Below are 19,268 nucleotides of genomic sequence, written 5' to 3'. Positions count from 1 at the left end.
TTGTTTCGGTTTGTGACCGGCACGTAAATAGACTGGGCCAATACCGGCGAGGGAGCCGAGTGTTGCTCGTCGTGCTGCCCTAAGCCGAAGGGATTTTGCGTGAAACGCCCTCGTAAGCGTGCTCATCGAAGCGACCGTTCCGCTCCCGGAACGCGAAAGCGAAGTCCGGCCAGATGAGGGTGAGCCTGCCACTGCGCGGGTCGAGGTACCAGCTGTCGCAGCGTCCCGTCATCCAGACCGTGGATGCGCTCAGCCCATCGACGAGGTCGACATACTCGCGCTCAGCCTCCGCTGTCACCGTCAGCACCGGGTCACCCTCGGCGCGCTGGTACTGCAGGGCACCGAGGATGTAGTCGATCTGCGCCTCGATCATGTAGATCGCCGAGTTGTGGCCGACAGCGGCGTTGGGCCCATTGATCACGAACATGTTCGGAAATCCACTGACAGCGGTGGAGGCGAACGCTGTCATACCGTGCGCCCAGTGTTCAGAGAGCGTGACGCCACCCCGACCGACGATCGTCTCAGCGTATGGCTGCTCTGCTGCATGGAATCCCGTCGCGAAGATGACGACATCGGCTTCGTGTCGCGTTCCGTTCACCATGACGAGGGTGTTGCCCTCGATGGCAGCGAGCGCTGACGCCTCGAGGCTCACGTTCGGCTGGCTCATCGCCGGGTAGTAGTCGCTCGAGATCAGTACGCGCTTACAGCCGATCTCGTAGTGCGGGGTGAGCTTCTCTCGAAGAGAGGTGTCAGCAACCTGCGCGTGCAGGTGGTCGAGCGCCCTGGTGCGAGCCGCATCCAGAGCCTGGGGCTCCGCGGCGCGCTGGGCGTAGGCCTCTTCGGCCCGCCAGAACAGGGCTGCCCGCAACCGGGCGAGCTCGGCCGGGTCGCGCTCGAGGAGGGACCGCTCAGCCGCCGTGTACTCGGGGTTCGCCCTCGGGATGACATACGGGGCGCTGCGCTGCAGGACGCTCACCCGGGATGCGATCCTCGCCACCTCGGGAACGATCTGGATCGAGGATGCCCCGGAGCCGACGATCGCAACCCTCTTGCCAGACAGGTCCACGTCGTGGTCCCACCGCGCCGAGTGAAACGCCGGGCCCGGAAAGGCATCGATCCCCGGCACTGACGGATACCGCGGTGAGCTCAACCGGCCAGCGGCAAGCACGAGCACCCTGGCGGTGACGGTACCGGCGCTCGACTCGAGCTCCCAGAGGTCGCGCCCGGCGTCCCACCGTGCGCCCGTGACATCCGTATCCAGCCGGATGTGCTCGTCGAGCCCTTCCTCGGCCGCGCTGGCGAGGAGATAGCTCTGGATCTCGGCTCCCGGTGCGAAGAACCTCGACCAGCCAGGGTTCGGCATGAACGAGTACGAATAAAGGTGGGAGGGAACGTCGCATGCGACCCCGGGATACGTGTTGTCGCGCCATGTCCCGCCGGGCTGGCTGGCCCGCTCGAAGATGACGAATGACCGGTCACCACGACGGCGCAGCCGGATGCCGAGACCGATCCCGGCGATCCCGGCACCGATGATCGCGACATCCACGTCCGGTTCGAAGAGGCTCACGGCGACTGCTCGCTGATGATCGACCCGGCCGGAAACTCCGTAGGGTGCGCGGCGAAGGACGTCACGAGTTCGAGAAGCTCGGCCGGGCGCTCGTGCGTGACGGCATGGCCGCTGCGCAACTCCGCATAGCGGGCATCCCGGATCGCGCCGAACAGCAGCTGCGTCTCTCGAGTGGTCGCGACCTCATCGTGGGAACCACCGATCACGAGTGTCGGCGCGGTCGCCGAGAGGTCGACCTCGGACACGTCCACCCCTGCGGCGAGCGCGACCAGGGCGTCTGTGACGGAGTCGGCAGGAAGGGCCCGTGCCGCGTCCCAGCCCTCGGCGCTGTACAGCGCGAGCGCCGAAACCTCGTCGAGGGCGGTCGACTCCTCCGCGCGCAGGGTCATCCAACTGTTCGCGAACGCGACGAGCTTCGGCGAGGGACGCCACCATCCGGCCACCAGCACCAGCGACGCGAGCGGGCGACTCACCCGAGCGGCCACCGTTGCGCCAAGCGAATACCCGAGGAGCACCGGCGGCGTGGCGCATCGGGCGACAGCGGCATCGACAATCGCCAGCAGCGAGTCCAGGTCGGGAGCGGCGGCATCGAAGTCCACCTCGGTCACCTCGAACCGGCGGCAGAGCATGGGCGCGATGAACGGAAAGTCCCAGGTAGATCGGCCACTCAGCCCCGGCACGAGCACGAGCGTGGGCTTCGCGCTCACTCGGGGATCGGCTTCCGCTCGAGGGCCTGCTTTCGCTCCTCTGGCGGCTCGCCATAGGTCGTGGTGCGCTGCCTGAGGGGCCGGGAGATCGCCTGCGTGAGCGTCCTGGCGCGCGCGATGCCCAACTCGCGACCGAACTCGGCACCGTGCTGCGGCAACACCCGGCCGTCGAGCAGGATGCCACCGAGGTCGTCGGCTCCACCCTGGAGCAGGGGTATGAGCAGCTCCGGGTCGAGCCGCGTCCACGGCACCTGGAGGTGATCGATGCTGCCCTGCAGCATGAGCCGGATCACGGCGTGCACCGCGCGGTGCTCGTGTGGAGGCATCCGGTGACCGATGGCAGGCATGGGCACGAGTTCGGTGAATCCTCCCGTGTCGTCCTGGATCACCCGCAGCGCCCGCAGGTGAGCGACCCGGTCTGCGGCCGACTCCCCCAATCCGTAGACCATCACGGCCGTCGACCTGAGGCCGACGCCGTGTGCGGCTCGCACGATCTCGATCCACCGGTCGACAGGAAGATCGTCGGGAGCGACCGCGCGCCGCCGACGCTCGTCGAGCAGCTTGATACCGGTGCCGGGTATGGTGTCGACTCCCGCAGCCCGCAGCTGCGTCAGGAACTGCACATCGGTCAGCCCGGTGCGCAGGATGCCGTCAACCAGGTCGGCCGGTCGGAACGCATGCAGGTGCAGCCCTGGCTGGGCCGCCCGCACCCGAGCCGCGAGATCGAAGTAGCTGCCCGACGGCAGGTCGCCCGAAACCGTCCCCTGTATGCACAACTCGGTGGCACCGAGCTCCCAGGCATCGTCCGCAATCGATGCGACATCGTCGAGCGTTATCCCTCGGCCGAGAGTCGTGGAGTCGAGGTTGCGGTTGGCGACGATGCTGACGGCTTCGCCCACCGTATAGCGCCGTACGTCACTCGCGAGGGTTGCCAGGGCGTCGAGATCGTCTCCCGTCGCCCCGAGGAGCGCGGCGTAGTCCTCGTCGGCGAGGCTTGCCGGCGACTGCTCGGCCCGCGCGATCAACTCGCGCAATCCGGTTGCTGCGGCAGTTTTCGTCGAGAGCCTGATGAACGTGGGAGCCGCCGGGTTGCTGCCGGCCGCTCGCGCATCCTCGTTGGCAAGGAGGGTCACAGGGTCGAGCAGCGCCGTCACCTGGGGCATGACCGCGGCATCGATCCAGGTCGCCGAGTCCCGGATGTATCCGGCGTGCACGGTCAGTCGCTCGCGCAGTTCGAAGCCCGTCGACCGGGTCATCTCGGCGAGCCGATCCAGGTTCGGCCACGGTCGCTCCGGGTTGACGTGATCTGCCGTGAGCGGGCTGACCCCGCCCCAGTCGTCGATCCCAGCACGCACGAGCATCGCCAGCGCCGCGTCATCCGAAAGGTTGGGTGGAGTCTGGATGCGCGCATCTGCGCCCATCACCAGTCGCGCGACAGCAACGGTGACGGCGTACTCGATGGCGTCGAGATCCACGTCATTCTGCGCAGCCGTCGCGGGCTTGGCCCGGAAGTTCTGCACGATGATCTCCTGGAGGTGACCGTGCCTCGCATGCGATTCGCGCATCGCAACGAGGGACTCCGCCCGGTCACGCACCGTCTCGCCGATGCCGACCAGGATTCCCGTGGTCAACGGGATATGAGCGAGACCGGCATCCTCCAGCACCTTCAGCCTGACTCGCGGATCTTTGTCCGGCGAGCCGAAGTGCACCTGCCCGGGCTCCGACCAGAGCCGGTCGGATGTGGTCTCGAGCATCATGCCCATCGACGGGGCGAATGGCCTGAGCGCGAGCATCTCGTCGTGGCTCATTACGCCTGGATTCATGTGCGGAAGCAGTCCGGTCTCTTTCAGCACCAGCGCCGCCATCTCCTGCACGTAGTGCAGCGTCGAGGTATAGCCGTGCTCGTCGAGCCACGCCCTGGCATCGTCCCAGCGCTCTTCCGGCCGGTCTCCGAGGGTGAACAGCGCCTCCTTGCAGCCCATCGCCGCGCCCTGCCGGGCCACCGCGACGATCTGCTCAGGCGACATATAGAGCGACTTGCCCTTCTTCGCGAGCTTGCCGGGGGTGTCGACGAAGATGCAGTAGTGGCAGCGGTCTCGACAGAGGTTCGTGATCGGCAGGAACACCTTCTTCGAGAACGTGATGACGCCGGGTCGGCCGAGTCGCTCCAGTCCCTCGTCGCGAAGTCGGCTGGCGACGTCGAACAGCCGTTCCAGGTCGTCGCCGCGGACCTGCAGAAGCAGCTCGGCATCGTGCACCGACACCGATTCACCACTCGCAGCGCGCTCAAGGGCGCTGAGCACGCCAGCCTGCACAGTTGTCCCAGAAATCGTCACGCCCTGCTTTCGATCGGGAGGGGAAAGTTAAGGATAGCTTTCCCGCCCGAGCCGACACCGCCGTCCCTGGCTGCGCGGCGCTCGACGCTAGCTGCTCGTCGCTACGCGCGCACGAGCTCCGGCCGCCAGCGCGACGCGAGCGATCGTGGCACGAACGTCGCGAGCATGGCCGACCACACCCCGGCCGAGCGCCGGAGCGACCGGATGACCGTCCGCACGTCGGCCGCATCCGGAGCGCCAGCGTGCTCAGCAAAAGCCTCGGACTCGACCGCGGCGCGCAGCCGATCCAGCGCGTCGACCCCGGAGGGCGAGAGGTGCTGCCGGAGATCGTCACGCAACTGACGTGGAGTCAGCCCGCGATCCGTTTTGAGACCGAGATCGTCAGCGGTGTCACGGAGTTCATCCCACGCGGTCTCGGCCGACCCGGCAGCGACCCGCGCGAGTCGCCGCGTGCGCTGCACCGAGCGGGCGACCGCGGGCACGAGCAGCACCGCGGCCAGGGCAGCCACCGCGACGATCCACCACGGGACGGCTCCTGTCGACGATCCAAAGCCCGCCGCCTGCAGATCGGGGTCGACCGGCGTTTTTTCGGCAGGCAGATCGGGCGCAGCAGTCGCGGCGTTCGTGGGTACGACAGCCGGCACGGACTCGTCGACACCCGGGGTCGCGGGGTCATCGACGGCGAGCGGTGCGAACTCCGGCACCGTGCCGCGACCGGGAGTCGGTTCGAAGCGCACCCAGCCGATATTCGCGAAATACAGTTCGGGCCAGGCATGCAGGTTGAAAGTGGTCACCGTGTATTCCGTGGTGCCGTCATCCTGCAGCGTGCCCTGCCCCGGAGTGAACCCGACGGCGATGCGGGCTGGCATTCCCAGGGTGCGCGCCATCGATGCCATGGCCGACGAGAAATGCACGCAATACCCGGCCTTCGCCGCGAGGAAGGCATCGAGCACACTCGCCCCCGAGCCGTCGTAACCGTTGTCGACCGGTGCATCCTCGGAGTACGTGAACTCGCCGCCGCGAAAGTAGTCCTGCAGGGCCACTGCTTTCTCGTAATTGCTGGTGGCGGCGGCGGTGACCTCCAGCGCGGTGCTACCGACGACGGCAGGCAGGTCTTCCGGCACCTGCACATACCGCTCGAATCCGGACTCCACGGTGGTGCCGGCTGCCATGAGCTGGTCAATGGATGGCGCGATCCGCTGGCTCTCGACCGTGTACTGCTGCCCGCGAGCGCTCGACAGTTCGGTGCGGATGGTCAACGCGTCCGGATCCCAGGCCCACACGCCGACGAGCCCCGTGACGCTGGTGGGCGCATACGGCGCAGGCAGCCAGCGGCTCAGGATGTTCGACACACTGATGTCTGTCGTGACCGCGATCACGGGCACGTCGGGCCCCAGCCCAGGAGCGGCGCCGATGGCGTCCACGCTGTTCTCGGGCGAGATCTCGGGATCGCCGTCTCCCCATGAGCGACCGCTGAAGTCAGTGAGGGCGGTCAGCCTGAGGTACTGGCCCTCGGCCTCGTTCGAGGTGTATCGCAGGGCAAGAGACGGCGTGCCGCGCCTGAGGTCGTCGCCGAGAGTGATGATCGGGTTGATGCCGGTGGAGAAGCCGGCTGGGCTCTCCCCGCCTGCCTGGCTCGACTCGAGGGGCGGAAGCGCGAGTGGAAGCACGAGTCCGGCGGTGACCGCGGCCACAGCGATGCCCGCCGCCATCCGCCGACCCGGTCGCCGTGAGCCCACAAGAAGGATCGCGATCCAGGCTGCTGCGGTGAGCACGAACGAGAAACCGTTGTCGAGTTCTGAACGCACGAAACTCGGCACGAGCAGCAGCACCAGCATCGGCACACCGGCGGTCGCCGGCACCCGCAGGGTGAACGCGAGCGTGTCCATGGCGACGGCGATCAGTGCCACTCCGACACAGAGCAGGAACAGGATTCCCTCATCGGCGTTCGCAGGAATCGCCTGCCTCGAGATGGATGCCGCCCCCAGCGCCTGCAATTCCCCGAACCTCTCAAATGTGCCCGGGGTGGGGATCAGGGCGAGGAGGGACTCGGAGGGCGCGAACATGAGCGTGATGACCCCGAATGCGGTGACGGCCGTCGCCACGCTCGGCCAGATCCGGCGCCTCGCGAACGATCGCACGGTTGCACCGGCCGCGAACACGAGCAGCGCCACCGTCATGATCACGAACCACCACACGGCATCGGAGATGATCGAGCTGAGGCCCGCAGCCGCGGCTCCCAGGCCGACCAGCATAAGAGCACTCAGCAGCCAGTTGGATGCCACGTCCAGCTTCGGCGTCACCTTCGGCCGGACGGCGACGCTAGTCGGTGACACGTGAGCGACCCGTCTCGAACACGACGGCTTCCCACACCGCAGCGTGATCATCGTCTGAACGGACCGGAATGACCAGCCAGCCAGCGTTCACCAGTCGCGTGGTGGTTGCGGCTAGCGAAGACGACTCGCGCACGCCGGGGCTTCGGCCGTCGGAGTCGATCGCTGACACGGCCTGCACGAGGAACGCCACAGCGACGTCGCCGGGTCGACGCTGGCTGATCATCCACTCAAGGGTCTGTCCGTCCGGGGCGCCCACGATGGCGACGATCGGACCATTGCTGCCCCGGCCTTTCTCCATCGAGCCGGAGAGATTGGGAGCACTGTCCGATGAGAGAGTGAGTCGGAGTTCGGCGAGCTCGGCGAGGAATTCCTCATCGAGCCTGTGGTGTCGGCGAGAGATGTCGATCTCGAGCTGGGGAGATCCGGACTCCTCCACCGTCACGAGAAATCCGAACCGCCGCAGGTGCACGGCGACGGAGGCGAGCATGCGCACCGCCCATTCGAAGGAATCGCTGTCGAACTCCCCTGTGCGCTCATCCCCCGACAGGTCTTCGTAGCCGATGCCGCGGGTGTCGAGGATCAGGCGAGCCGCCGGGAAGGATCGCTGCTCCTCCTGTCTCACCATCAGGTCGCCGTGCCGGGCAGACGCGCGCCAGTGCACCCGACGCATCGCATCACCGGTTCGGTATTCCCTCGTCATCGAATCGTCGTCATCCCCGGACGACCGGCGCTGCACGAGCCGTGACTCCCCATCACCGGCCGACACCGACAGTCCGGTTTCTGCGAGCACGACGACCTCGGGCGTCACGATCACATCCTGCGTGACGCCGACCCGGTACGTCATCGTCGCGAAACCGAAGGCGTCATCGAGCTGGACGACGAACGGACCAATCGGGAAGATCCCCCGCCGGGGTGGGCGCAGGTCGTAAACGAGCCGGGCAGTGCTCGAGCGCCGGCTGAACCGGGGGCTGCGCGGCTGCGTCACCGGCAACTCGAGAGCGCTCGTTCCGCTCTCGACCCACGGAACCTCGTCCCAGCAGGTCGCGCGCATGGTTCGCGAGGCGCCGAGGTTGTGCACGAGGAGGGAGACCGTCGCAGCGCTCCCGGCCTCGACGACGTGCGGCGAGAAGCTCCTCGTCACCGAGAGCGTCGGCCTGTGCATCCGCACCATGGCGAGCGCGATCAGGGGCAGTGCGGCGAGCGCCACCGCGACATAGAGCAACTGGCGAAATCCCAGTGCGTACGCGGCGATGAATGCGATCGCGGATGCCACGAGCATCACCACCCCGCGCCGTGTCGGCCGCACACCACTCGGGCGCCCGACCCCGTCCCGCCTGCCTGCTCGACGCACGATCGGATCCCCGCCGTCAGGCCGGGCCGGCCGCACTGATCGGTACCGGAGTGGCCGCGACTATGGCGGAGATGACATCGGAGATGGTGCCTCCACCGAAGCCGGTGGAGCCCCCGCCTGAGCGACGGGCGGCGATCAGCCGGTGACCGAATACGGGGATGGCCAGAGCGTCGATGTCGTCCGGGAGTACGAACTCGCGACCGTCGAGGGCCGCCCGCGCCTTGGCAGCGCGCAGCAGCTGAAGGGTCGCGCGGGGGCTCGCGCCGAGCCTCAGTTCCCTGTCGTCGCGGGTGGCCTGGGCGATCGCGACCGCGTACTGCTCCACCGCCCGGCTCGCGAAGACGCTGCGTGCTGTCGCGATCATGGCGGCGAGCTGGGATATGCCCACCACAGGCCGCACCGCGTCGAGGGGGCTCGAGGTGGCACGCTGCCTGAGCATGGCCAGCTCTGCCGCGGCATCCGGATACCCCATCGAGATGCGTGCCATGAACCTGTCGCGCTGGGCTTCGGGCAACGGATAAGTGCCCTCCATCTCGATCGGGTTCTGGGTCGCGATCACGATGAACGGCGTGCCGAGCGAGTAGCTGCGGCCGTCGACGGTGACCTGCCCCTCTTCCATGCTCTCGAGCAGGGCCGACTGGGTTTTCGGGCTCGCGCGGTTGATCTCATCACCGATGACGATGTTGGCGAAGATGGGCCCCGGCTTGAACTCGAACTCGCGGTCGCCCTGGTTGTAGACGGAGACGCCGGTGATGTCGGCGGGCAGCAGGTCCGGGGTGAACTGGATTCGCGTGACCGAGCAGTCCATGGTGCGGGCCAGCGTGCGGGCCAGCATCGTCTTACCGACGCCCGGCACGTCTTCGATGAGCAGGTGCCCTTCGGCCAGCAGCACCGTGAGAGCCATCTCGACGGCGTCGCGCTTGCCGTCGATGACGGTCTCGATCATGCGCAGGATCTCACGGGTCCTCGCGTAGAACTCGTCGTGCGGCATAGCCGTCCCGGCGGCATCGGGGTGACCTGTATCGATGTTCAACGCTGCACTGTCCACCTTCTGAGTCTGCCAGACATAACGAATAGATAACCCTGCCAGTTAGCTGGCAAGGTTCAGGGCGCAATCCGCTTCGTCTTCAGCTCCGCTTCGAGACGCCGGATGCGAGCCTCCCGCTCGTGAAACTCGATCTCACGTTCGACGGCGGCCGCGTCATCCTGCGGCGATTGCTGGCTGACGGGTGTCTCGTACCTGCGGGGATCACCGAAGGTACCCCGATCTGTGGACTCCACCGGCTGCTTGCCGACGATCAGCCAGAGGATCGAGCCGATCAACGGCAGCAGGATCACGATGAATACCCAGGCCACCTTGTCGAGGTAGCGGAACTTCCACGAGTCCGACGTGATGACGTCCACCAGGGCGAAGATCATCAGAGCAAGCGACCCCACCGTCAACAGAACCTGAATCATGCTTCGCATTGTAGGAGTCGGAAGCCGACGGCGGAAGAGCCAGCGCCTGCTCCCTCCGCCGACGCCGTAGCGTTAGCCCGGTGAAGATCACTGTTCTCTCCGGCGGCGTCGGTGGCGCGCGCTTCCTGCGCGGGCTGCGCGACGCCATCTCCCCGACCGACGAGGTCACCGCGGTCGTGAACGTGGGCGACGACATGTGGCTCACCGGGCTGCGCATCGCGCCAGACCTCGACTCGATCATGTACACGCTGGCGGGCGAGAACGATGAGCGGCGCGGCTGGGGTCGCGTTGGTGAGACCGAAAGGGTCAGCGGTGAGCTTCGTGCATATGGAGTGGGATGGCCGTGGTTCACCCTCGGCGACCTCGATATCGGCACCCACCTCACCCGCAGCCACCTGCTGCGCGAGGGGCTGCCGTTGAGTGAGGTGACGGCACGCATCGCGTCGCGATGGCCGCTCGGTGTGCGCCTCATCCCTGCCACCGATGACGAGGTCGAGACCCACGTCGTGACGGCGGAGGCCACCATGCACTTCCAGGAGTGGTGGACCCGGCATCGGGCATCCATCCCCGCCCTGTCGTTCGACTACCGTGGCGTTGCCGAATCGACTCCTGCTCGCGGTGTACTCGACGCCATCACGGAAGCGGACGCCGTGCTGCTCGCGCCATCGAACCCGGTGGTCTCGATCGGCCCGATTCTCGCGATCCCCGGGATTCGGACGGCACTTGCCGCAACCTCGGCACGTGTCGTCGGGGTTTCGCCGATCATCTCGGGCGCCGTCGTGCGGGGCATGGCCGACGCGTGCCTGACCGCCATCGGCGTCTCCACCACTGCCGACGCGGTCGCGCTGCACTACGGCGCTCGGTCGAACGGCGGGGTGCTGGATGACTGGCTCGTCGATAACTCTGACTCCCAGCTCACCTCCGCGATCGAGGCTGCGGGCATCCGGGCGCACGTCGTCCCACTGTGGATGCGCGACCCGGAGTCGAGCGCGACGCTCGGCAGGCACGCGCTAGCGGCGGCTGTCGGCTGACCAGGCAGCAGTGTGCGGGCCGGTTCGCCTGAGGCGCGCGAGATCTGCCGCGGTGTCCACGTCGGTGCGGAGCCCCGGCCAGTCGCCGCTGAGCGGGATGTAGCCGGCCGATTCGTGCGCCGCTTTCGAACCCTCGCCGAACGCGGGCCGATGCCCGACCCCCGGCAGTGCGGCAGTCAGGGCGGTTCCGGTTCCCGCGGCATCGGCAACCATGCTCAGCGGATGGGTTGCGGCGTCCAGAGCTTCGTCCAGCTCGGCGGGGGTGAGAGCAGGATGATCCCCCAGCAGCACCGCCCGGCGGGCGCCGATCCCGGCCTGCGCAAGCCCTGCTTCGATGGCGGCGTTGAGGCCGGTACCGGGATCAGGATGCACAGCAGCACCGAGCTCCAGGAAAGACTGCGCGGTGTCGGTCACCACGATCACGCGCGCGACCTGGAGCGCAGCGACCACGGTGTCGATCGCCATTGCCAGCGCCAGCTCACTGTTGTCGTGCGGGCCGAAGCGGGTCTTGGCCGACGCGACCCTGACCGGCACGATGACGATCCAGTCAGTGGGCACTCGCGCGCCCGGCCTCGAATCCCTCGGCCCAGGCTTCAGCGGTCCCCAGCCTGAACATGTCATCGGGGCCCGTGCGCACGATTGACCTGGCGCCCGGCGCATCCAGTTCGGCCAGCAGATGGCCGAGACCGCGCACTACCGCTACCGGCAGCCCGAGCGACTTGCCTTTGACGAGGTCGGCCGCGGCGGCGATTTCATCCGCGACGGCCGGCACCGTGACATCCAGTCGCCTGCCATTTGCATCGGTCGAACCGCGTAAGTCGTCGAGCACGCGGATGCCGGCCGCACCGATCGCGACATCGGTCTGGCCCTGTCGCCACGGCCGGCCGAGAGTGTCGGTGATGAGGATGCCGATACGCCGGCCGGACCGTTTGCGAAATTCACGGCAGAGCAGCAACGCTGTCGCGTCAGGGTCGACGGGAAGAAGCAACACGATGCCGTCAGGCACGTTGCTGGAGTCGACACCGGCTGCGGCCGCGACCATCCCGAGGTGATTCTCGACGATGCGGGTGACACCTCCCGCGTGCTCACGGGTGGCCACGACCCGCACGGTCTCCGAGGTGATCGCGGCTTCCCGATCATCCGCGTGCACCTGGCGGCCTTCGGCCTTGCTCACGATCTTGGAGGTGATGACGAGTATGTCGCCGTCATGCAGGATGCCGTCGACCGCGTCCCCGAGAATCGTCACCAGATCGTCCCCGGCTACGAACTCGGGCAGCCCGCCGACCGCGAAAACCGAGAGCATCATCGCATCAGTTTAGGCGCGGGTCGCGCCTCGGGCACGTGCCGCATGCGCACCTCCGCTCCTCTCTCCTCCCTCCCGTCCCCGCCCGCCTTCCGTCCCCGCCCCCTTCCGTCCCCTCCCCGCCCTCCCGTCACCTCCCTTTTCCGTCGTCCCCTCCTGCCAAATGAAGGAGATTTCGCACTCATGACCCAAACTGCCGCCAGAAACTCCCGCCAGACGAGAAAACTCCTTCATTTGGGAAGGAGCGCGCGCGGGAAAGGGAAGGGAGCGGGAGGGGGCGCGGTGCCAGATCGCGGCGCGCCGGCTCGCAGCGAAGTCGTCGATGACAGGATGATCGGGTCGGGCGGGATCGTGCCCAGCCGCTGATCACCTCGAACATGCGCCTGCCCGGCGGGCAGGTGCGGACCGGGCACTCCAGGTCGTTGACTAACCCGTGGACTGATGAACCCGTGGACTTCTTCATCCGGAGCGCCCGTCGAGGGGGTCGATGCCGGTGCAGAAGAGGTGCCCGGATATGCCGGAAATATATGCTGTGAGCATGACGACATGGCCTGGAAATATCAGTGCGATCACCATCTTCGCCGATGACCTCACCGACGCGAGACAGTTCTACCTCGACGTCTTCGAACTGCAGGTGCTCTTCGAAGACGACTCGTCGGTGGTCTTCACATTCGGCAACATTCTCATCAACCTCCTTGCCACGAGGGAAGCGCCCAACCTGATCGCCCCAGCAAAGGTCGCAGCGGCCGACGACGGTGCGCGGGCACAGTTCACTCTCGACGTCGACGACGTGGATGCTTCGGCTGCCGAACTCGTCGGCAAGGGGGTCACCCTCATCAACGGCCCCCTCGACCGCCCGTGGGGAATTCGCACCGCCGCCTTCGCCGATCCCGCCGGAACCATCTGGGAGATCGCCGGACCGCTCGCCACCTAGGGCAAGGCTCGGGAGAATGTCTTCGCCACGGCCTCGAGACGATCGACGTGCGCGGCGTAGGCCGCGGCATCCCCCTCACCCATATTGCTGTATTGCGGGCGGTGCCAGACGCTGCCGTCGATGAGCTCGCGCAGGATGTCGGCATGGCCGCAGTGCCGATTTGTTTCGGTCACCATGTGCACGAGCATCGTATGGAGGGTGACGTTTCGACGCTCTTCAGACCACCAGGGCACGAGACCGGGTGCATCGAGGCCGAGCGCATCGATCGTGGCATCAGAGTGGGCCCACACTCGCTCATACAGATGGATGACCCACTCGCGTGACTCGTGGGCGGTCGCCCACATATTCGCGTTCGGCTCCGCGCCCTCGTCGAACCACGGCATCGGGTCTGGGGACGGCCGCCCGAAGATCTCGCCGAAGTAACCAGCCTCGACGCTCGCCACATGCTTGACGATGCCCAGCAGGTTCGAGCCGCTCGGCACGAGCGGTCGACGGATGTCCTACTCGCTGGGGCCTTCGACCTTCCAGAGCAGCGCCTCGCGCGCCTGCCGGAGGTAGCGGTGCAACGTCTCTTTCGGGTCGTCGGTCACGCGTCGAGCGCGCGTAGCCTCGGGGCGAGATCCTTCTCGAAGAGATCCAGGAATCGACGCTGGTCATGCCCGGGTGCATGGAAAACGAGATGATTCATGCCGGCATCCACGTACTGCTTGACCTGGGCGACCACGTCGTCAGGATCGGAACTGACGATGAATCGCGACGCGATCTTCTCGATCGGCAGCGCGTCCGCAGCTTTCTCCATCTCCATCGGGTCGGTGATGTCGTGTTTCTGCTCCTTCGACAGCGCCAGTGGCGCCCAGAACCGCGTGTTCTCGAGGGCGACCTCCCGGCTGCTCTCATAGGAGATCTTGATCTCGATCATGCGGTCGATGTCGTCGTAGTCCCGGCCGACCTTCTCGGCGCCCTCTTTCACCGCCGGAATGAGCTGCTCGGTATACAGCTCCATACCCTTACCCGAGGTGCAGATGAAGCCGTCGCCCGCGCGACCCGCGTAACGCGCCACGACAGGGCCGCCAGCGGCGATATAGACCGGCACCGGCACATCCGGCCTGTCATAGATCGAGGCGTCGACGGTCGTGTAGTACTCGCCCTCGAAGTTCACGCGATCCTCGGTCCAGAGCTGGCGCATGAGAGCGACGGATTCGCGCAGCCGGGCAAAGCGCTCCTTGAATTCCGGCCACTCACCTGCAAAACCGGTCGCGATCTCGTTGAGCGCCTCGCCGGTACCGACGCCGAGCATGATCCGCCCCGGGTAGAGGCATCCCATCGTCGCAAACGCCTGGGCGAGCACGGCCGGGTTGTAGCGGAACGTCGGCGTCATCACCGAGGTGCCAATCTGGATGGTGGAGGTGCGCTCACCCACCGCGGCCATCCAGCTGAGCGAGAATGGTGAATGCCCACCCTCGTGCCGCCACGGCTGGAAGTGGTCACTGACCGCGACGCTCTCCATGCCGTGCGCTTCTGCGGCGACCGCAATCTCCACCAACTCTCGCGGGTCGAACTGCTCTGCCGATGCCTTGTATCCGAGTTTGAGGGTCACGACACCATTCTGCGCTCGATCGGGTGCGTGGCGATACCGCGGGCTGGCTCAGCGGCGAGGCCTGCGCACTCCTTTGGCCTGCCCACTCCTCAGGCCAGCGCAGGCCGGCGGGCCGTGATCTCAGCCAGCCACGATCGTTGCAGTGCGCAAGCCCGGCGCGCGAGCCCGGTGCTGCGGCTGGTGCTGGCTAGCCCTGCCGCAGGAAGCGCGAGACCGCGGGCGGAACATAGGGCGCGACGTCCCCGCCCAGCGCATCCACCTGGCGCACAAGCGAACTCGAGACATGGGCATGCGCGGGATTGGGAAGCAGGAAGATCGTCTCGACAGCGGCGAGATCACGGTTCACGATCGCCATGGGCGTTTCGTACGCGACATCCACCTGCGAACGGATTCCCTTGACGATGACGGTTGCCCCCACCTCGGTGCAGTAGTCGACGAGCAGGCCGACACTCCAGCTGGTGACTCGGATGTTGCCCCCGAAACCGGCCTCGCGAATCGCCTGCTCGATCAGCGTGACCCGTTGCGCGATCGGCAACAACGCGGCCTTCCCCGGGTTGTGCACCACCAGCACGTGGAGTTCGTCGAACAAACCCGCCGCTCGTTCTATGACATCGAGATGTCCAAGGGTGACCGGGTCGAAAGACCCAGGAACGACGGCGATCCTGTGCATGCTTTCACCATACCGGGCCAAAGTTGCGGGTTCGTTACCGAATGGGCACCCAACCGACCACGCGGGCGGCGATTGTCAGTTCTTCGCCAGGAACGATTCGGCCGTCTCGTCGAGCCGGCGATCGAGTGCTTCACGCAACGCGGGGTGAGCAGAAAGTGTCGGGTCGGCAGCGAGGATTGCCGCCGCACGCTCGCGCGCGTCAGCGATGAGGGCGCCATCCTTCGCCACCCTGACCAGGCGCAGGCTCGATCGGCCGCCAGACTGCATCCGACCCAGCACGTCACCCTCCTGCCGCAGTTCGAGATCCTTATTGGCCAGCTCGAATCCGTCGAGGGTGGATGCCACAGCCTCCACCCTCTCGCGCGCGAGCGACTCTTCCTCCGCACCGGTCACGAAGAGCGCAAGCCCCTGCACCCCGCCGCGACCCACACGCCCGCGGAGTTGATGCAGTTGCGACACCCCGAAGCGATCGGAGTCGAGAACGACCATCGTGGAGGCGTTGGGCACGTCGACGCCCACCTCGATCACGGTGGTCGCGACGAGCACGTCGATGCGCCCCTCGGCGAACGATCTCATGATCTCGTCTTTCTCGTCGCCAGGCATTCGACCGTGCAATCCTTCGATGCGCCTGCCCGCGAGCACCGGGTTGGCCCGCAGCGAGGCGAGCACCTCGGTCACGTTAGCGGTCGGCCTGGGTGCCGGGGCACCGGTGGCGACGGCATCCGGTGCCGGAAGGTCGCTGTCGTCGACCCGTGTGGCGTCGACCGGTGTGGCGTCGATGGCGGGGCACACCACGAAAGCCTGGTGGCCTTTGGCGAGCTCCTCCGCCACCCGCGCCCACACCCGCGCGACCCAGCCGGGATGCTCGGCCAGGGGAACCACGAAACTCTCGATCGGCGACCGGCCTGCTGGCAGCTCCGCGATGGTGGAGATGTCGAGGTCGCCGAAGACCGTCATCGCCACGGTGCGCGGGATCGGGGTCGCCGTCAGCACGAGCACATGGGGAGGCTGTCGTCCCTTCAGGCGCAGGGCTTCGCGCTGTTCGACCCCGAAGCGGTGCTGCTCGTCGACGACCACGAGGCCAAGGTCGAAGAACTCGACCCGGTCGCCGAGCAGGGCGTGGGTGCCGATGACGATGTGCGCCGAACCCGAGACCGCCGCGAGCAGCGCCTTGCGCCGCTCCGCCACCGGGAGCTGGCCCGTCAGCAGGGTGGGCCGCAGTCGCGCGGCGAGATCCGGACCCAGGGTTTTCACGATCGACCGGAGGTGCTGGTGCGCGAGCACTTCGGTCGGAGCGAGCAGGGCGGATTGCCCGCCCGATTCCGCAACGGCCAGCATGGCCCGCAGGGCGACCAGGGTCTTGCCCGATCCGACCTCCCCCTGCACGAGCCTGTTCATCGGCACCGGGGCGGCCAGGTCGTCGGCGACCTGCAACCCCACGAGAGCCTGGTCGCTGGTCAGTGTGAACGGGAGCGTGGCGTCGAACCCGTCGAGGATGGCTCCGGCCACCCGCTCCGTCGCCGCCGTCTCTCTCAACCGCTGGCGCTGCTGCAACAGGGCTGCCTGCAGCACGAACGCCTCCTGGAAACGCAGGCTCTTGCGCGCGGCACCCCATTCGGCGTCGACGGTCGGCCGGTGCACGAGCTGCAGCGCCCGCGAGAAATCCATCAGCTTCAGGGTCGTTCGAAGCTCTACCGGCACAGGGTCGTCGATGGGATCCAGGGTGTCGAGAACCACCCCGATCGCCTTCTGGATCTGCCAGCTCGCGACCGTCGAGGTGGCGCCGTAGATCGGGATCGGCAGTTCTGCCCAGGCCTTTGCGCGTTCGGGGTCGGCGCCGGTCTCGTCATCCGCTTCGAAAAGTTCGTAGTCCGGATGCGCGAGTTGCAGACTGCCCCGATAGTCACCGACCTTTCCCGTGAAGATGCCCCTCGCGCCTGCCTTCAGCTCGTTGGCCCGCCAGGCCTGGTTGAAGAAGGTCAGGGTCAGGATGCCCTTGCCGTCGCCGATCGTCACCTCGAGGATGGAGCCACGCTTCGCCCGCATCGGCCTGTTCATCACGCGCAGCACCTCGGCCACGATGGTCACGTTCTCGTCGACGGGCAGGTGGGTGAGAGCGGTGAGCTCCCCCCGGCGCGCATACCTCCGCGGATAGTGGCTGAGCAGGTCGCCGACTGTCTCCAGCCCCAGCCCCTTGGCGAATGCCGCAGCCGTACGCCCGCCGAGGATGTCGGCGAGCTTCTGGTCGAGGGGGGATGCCACGATCCAACGCTACCCGCCAGCGCCCTGTGACAGGAGCGCGAGGACAGGAGCGCGAGGACAGGAGCGCGAGGACAGGAGCCCCGTGACGGGAGAGCCCCGTGACATGGACAGCGCGGTGACATGACCATGTCGAGCGCGGGCATACCGACCGATCACGTGCGAGAGCGTCTGGGGCCGCAGGAAACAATCTGTCATCTTCAGCGACGCGGGAATTCGCCCCCCTATCGTGACGGGTAACAGAGTCCGACAGCGAGAAAGAAGAACACCATGCCGATCCACGAAAAAGGCACCATCCTGGCCTTTGATCTTTCCGCCACGGGCGAGGGGGTGCTCCAGGAAGTCTCCATCGCCGGAAGCGCACACACGATCCGCGCGGAAGGCCACCCTGCGTTCGGGGGAACCGACAGTGCTCCCAGCCCGCTCGATTACGTACTCGCCGCATACGTCTCGTGCAACCAGGTCACGTCGAAGATCGTTGCACTCGGCCAGAACATCGTGCTGGGCGAGTTCACTGGTCGTATCGAGGCAGATCTCGACAACTCCGTGCTGGTCCTCGGGGCAGAGGGCAATCCGAACTTCTCACGGGTGAAGTTGACGGTCGAACTCGAAACCGAGCTCAATGACGCGGCCTTCGATGAGTTCGTCGCGGAGGTGGGCCGTCGCTGCCCACTGACCCAGCTTTTCGTGCGGGCCGGCGTCGAGGTCTCAAGCGACTGGACAAACAAGGTCCTCGCTCGCGTCTAGGTCGGCACGGCGGAGGCCGACCAGCACGCGCCTTCCTCTTCCGTGCCGTGAAGGACTGCAGCCTGAGGCTGTTGCACGCCACGAGGACCGACTGGAGCGCCAAGGCGGCCACTGCGACTGATGGTCGACAGCCCTGTGACAGGACAGCCCTGTGACAGGATTGCCAGCGTGACGATGAGTGGAACCGGCAGCGAGGACCGCGAGGAGTCTGGCCCGACATCCACACCCCCGCACTCCGGTCACCGTCCATCGCCGATCTTTCTCGCGCTCGTCGGGGGTGCAATCGTGTCGGGCTGGGCGCTCTGGTCGGGGATCGGCCCTCCCGCCATCATGTCGTTCGTGTTCGTGCTGCTCTTCTGGATCGTCTCGCTGTCACTTCATGAATTCGCTCATGCCCTCGTGGCGTACCGCAACGGCGACGTCTCTGTCGTACACCGCGGCTACCTCACACTCGATCCCCTGCGCTACACCCACGTGGTCTACAGCCTCGTGCTTCCTCTCGTCTTCCTCATCGCCGGTGGGATCGGGCTTCCGGGCGGCGCAGTGTTCATCAATCGAGCGGCGATCCGAACCCGTTTCGCCACCTCGGCTGTCTCGGCTGCGGGACCGCTCACCAACCTGGCGATCGCGCTGGTACTGGCCCTCGCACTGGGCTTCAGGCAGGGCACGAGCCCTTTCTGGTTCACGCTGTCGTTCCTGCTGTTTCTCCAGGTCACGGCGGCCGTGCTCAATTTGCTGCCTGTGCCTGGCCTCGACGGGTTCGGAATTATCGAGCCTTACCTCTCTGACCGTGCCCTGGCGGCGGTTGCACCGATCGCGCCATTCGCCATCTTCGGTCTGTTCGCCCTGCTGTGGGTGCCCGCCATCAATGCCGCGTTCTTCACCGCGATCATCGGGCTCACCTCGTTCCTGGGCGTTCCCTCCGTCTTCGTCGGCAGCGGGTTCGCCCTCTTCCGTTTCTGGATTTGACTG

General features: G+C 66.8%; 17 protein-coding genes. 4 read left to right on the top strand and 13 right to left on the bottom strand.

All coding sequences use genetic code 11. The features are described 5' to 3' along the window. Positions 1-79: 79 nt before the first annotated feature. From IEW81_RS10260 to IEW81_RS10230, 7 genes are all read right to left on the bottom strand, one after another. Positions 80-1,567, bottom strand: a complete 1,488-nt coding sequence (locus IEW81_RS10260) for a flavin-containing monooxygenase (protein ID WP_097061418.1) — start codon at positions 1,565-1,567, stop codon at positions 80-82. Then, positions 1,564-2,274, bottom strand: coding sequence for an alpha/beta fold hydrolase (locus IEW81_RS10255; protein WP_097061419.1), 711 nt, complete (start codon positions 2,272-2,274; stop codon positions 1,564-1,566). Before IEW81_RS10255 ends, IEW81_RS10260 begins: the two co-directional genes overlap by 4 nt. After that, entirely contained in the window at positions 2,271-4,610 is a 2,340-nt protein-coding gene (gene cofG / locus IEW81_RS10250) for a 7,8-didemethyl-8-hydroxy-5-deazariboflavin synthase CofG (protein ID WP_218840045.1), read from the bottom strand. The genes IEW81_RS10255 and cofG overlap by 4 nt, the downstream gene beginning before the upstream one ends. 101 nt (positions 4,611-4,711) lie before the next feature. After that, entirely contained in the window at positions 4,712-6,946 is a 2,235-nt protein-coding gene (locus IEW81_RS10245; protein ID WP_179691887.1) for a transglutaminase TgpA family protein, read from the bottom strand. Next, positions 6,933-8,219: a DUF58 domain-containing protein gene (locus IEW81_RS10240; RefSeq protein WP_179691888.1), complete on the bottom strand. Its 1,287-nt coding sequence runs from the start codon at positions 8,217-8,219 to the stop codon at positions 6,933-6,935. The genes IEW81_RS10245 and IEW81_RS10240 overlap by 14 nt, the downstream gene beginning before the upstream one ends. Before the next feature lie 94 nt (positions 8,220-8,313). Next, entirely contained in the window at positions 8,314-9,288 is a 975-nt protein-coding gene (locus tag IEW81_RS10235) for an AAA family ATPase (protein WP_097061422.1), read from the bottom strand. A 113-nt stretch (positions 9,289-9,401) separates the two neighbouring features. After that, positions 9,402-9,755: a PLD nuclease N-terminal domain-containing protein gene (locus tag IEW81_RS10230; RefSeq protein ID WP_179691889.1), complete on the bottom strand. Its 354-nt coding sequence runs from the start codon at positions 9,753-9,755 to the stop codon at positions 9,402-9,404. Between the two features lie 80 nt (positions 9,756-9,835). Here IEW81_RS10230 and cofD point away from each other — a divergent pair, with 80 nt between their 5' ends. Further along, positions 9,836-10,786: a 2-phospho-L-lactate transferase gene (gene cofD, locus IEW81_RS10225; protein WP_097061424.1), complete on the top strand. Its 951-nt coding sequence runs from the start codon at positions 9,836-9,838 to the stop codon at positions 10,784-10,786. Here the strand turns inward: cofD and cofC are convergent. Continuing rightward, positions 10,766-11,344, bottom strand: coding sequence for a 2-phospho-L-lactate guanylyltransferase (gene cofC / locus IEW81_RS10220; protein WP_179691890.1), 579 nt, complete (start codon positions 11,342-11,344; stop codon positions 10,766-10,768). The genes cofD and cofC overlap by 21 nt on opposite strands. Further along, positions 11,334-12,089: a coenzyme F420-0:L-glutamate ligase gene (cofE, locus tag IEW81_RS10215; RefSeq protein ID WP_218840050.1), complete on the bottom strand. Its 756-nt coding sequence runs from the start codon at positions 12,087-12,089 to the stop codon at positions 11,334-11,336. Before cofE ends, cofC begins: the two co-directional genes overlap by 11 nt. Positions 12,090-12,627: 538 nt before the next feature. Here cofE and IEW81_RS10210 point away from each other — a divergent pair. Further along, the gene (locus IEW81_RS10210) at positions 12,628-13,023 is read left to right on the top strand and encodes a VOC family protein (RefSeq protein WP_097061505.1); all 396 of its coding nucleotides are present in this window, start codon (positions 12,628-12,630) and stop codon (positions 13,021-13,023) included. On the opposite strand, the gene IEW81_RS10205 is transcribed toward IEW81_RS10210, so the two are convergent. The 4 genes from IEW81_RS10205 to IEW81_RS10190 all read right to left on the bottom strand — a co-directional run bounded on the left by IEW81_RS10205 (position 13,020) and on the right by IEW81_RS10190 (position 17,555). Next, the gene (locus IEW81_RS10205; RefSeq protein ID WP_308421908.1) at positions 13,020-13,520 is read right to left on the bottom strand and encodes a DinB family protein; all 501 of its coding nucleotides are present in this window, start codon (positions 13,518-13,520) and stop codon (positions 13,020-13,022) included. The two genes, IEW81_RS10210 and IEW81_RS10205, sit on opposite strands and share 4 nt — an antisense overlap. An 89-nt stretch (positions 13,521-13,609) precedes the next feature. Beyond that, on the bottom strand, positions 13,610-14,620 hold the full coding sequence (gene fgd / locus IEW81_RS10200; protein WP_097061427.1) for a glucose-6-phosphate dehydrogenase (coenzyme-F420): 1,011 nt from the start codon (positions 14,618-14,620) through the stop codon (positions 13,610-13,612). 187 nt (positions 14,621-14,807) lie between these two features. Then, positions 14,808-15,290: a pantetheine-phosphate adenylyltransferase gene (coaD, locus tag IEW81_RS10195; protein WP_097061428.1), complete on the bottom strand. Its 483-nt coding sequence runs from the start codon at positions 15,288-15,290 to the stop codon at positions 14,808-14,810. 75 nt (positions 15,291-15,365) lie between these two features. After that, positions 15,366-17,555, bottom strand: coding sequence for an ATP-dependent DNA helicase RecG (locus IEW81_RS10190; protein WP_097061429.1), 2,190 nt, complete (start codon positions 17,553-17,555; stop codon positions 15,366-15,368). 264 nt (positions 17,556-17,819) lie between these two features. On the opposite strand from IEW81_RS10190, the gene IEW81_RS10185 reads away from it, so the two are divergent. Beyond that, on the top strand, positions 17,820-18,296 hold the full coding sequence (locus IEW81_RS10185; protein WP_097061430.1) for an OsmC family protein: 477 nt from the start codon (positions 17,820-17,822) through the stop codon (positions 18,294-18,296). 168 nt (positions 18,297-18,464) lie between these two features. After that, complete coding sequence (locus tag IEW81_RS10180; RefSeq protein WP_218840047.1) at positions 18,465-19,265, top strand: site-2 protease family protein; 801 nt, start codon at positions 18,465-18,467, stop codon at positions 19,263-19,265. Positions 19,266-19,268: the final 3 nt, after the last annotated feature.

Origin of the sequence: Salinibacterium xinjiangense (assembly GCF_014645015.1) — a bacterium.
Lineage (GTDB): Bacteria > Actinomycetota > Actinomycetes > Actinomycetales > Microbacteriaceae > Rhodoglobus > Rhodoglobus xinjiangensis.
This window is presented reverse-complemented; position numbering and strand designations above follow the sequence as displayed.

Coding starts and splice junctions, on each gene's coding strand:
- coaD (WP_097061428.1), bottom strand. CDS start 15,290: ATGCACAGGATCGCCGTCGTTCCTGGGTCTTTCGACCCGGTCACCCTT.
- IEW81_RS10230 (WP_179691889.1), bottom strand. CDS start 9,755: ATGATTCAGGTTCTGTTGACGGTGGGGTCGCTTGCTCTGATGATCTTC.
- cofE (WP_218840050.1), bottom strand. CDS start 12,089: ATGCTCTCGGTTTTCGCGGTCGGCGGGCTGCCCGAGTTCGTAGCCGGG.
- IEW81_RS10235 (WP_097061422.1), bottom strand. CDS start 9,288: ATGCCGCACGACGAGTTCTACGCGAGGACCCGTGAGATCCTGCGCATG.
- IEW81_RS10185 (WP_097061430.1), top strand. CDS start 17,820: ATGCCGATCCACGAAAAAGGCACCATCCTGGCCTTTGATCTTTCCGCC.
- IEW81_RS10210 (WP_097061505.1), top strand. CDS start 12,628: ATGACGACATGGCCTGGAAATATCAGTGCGATCACCATCTTCGCCGAT.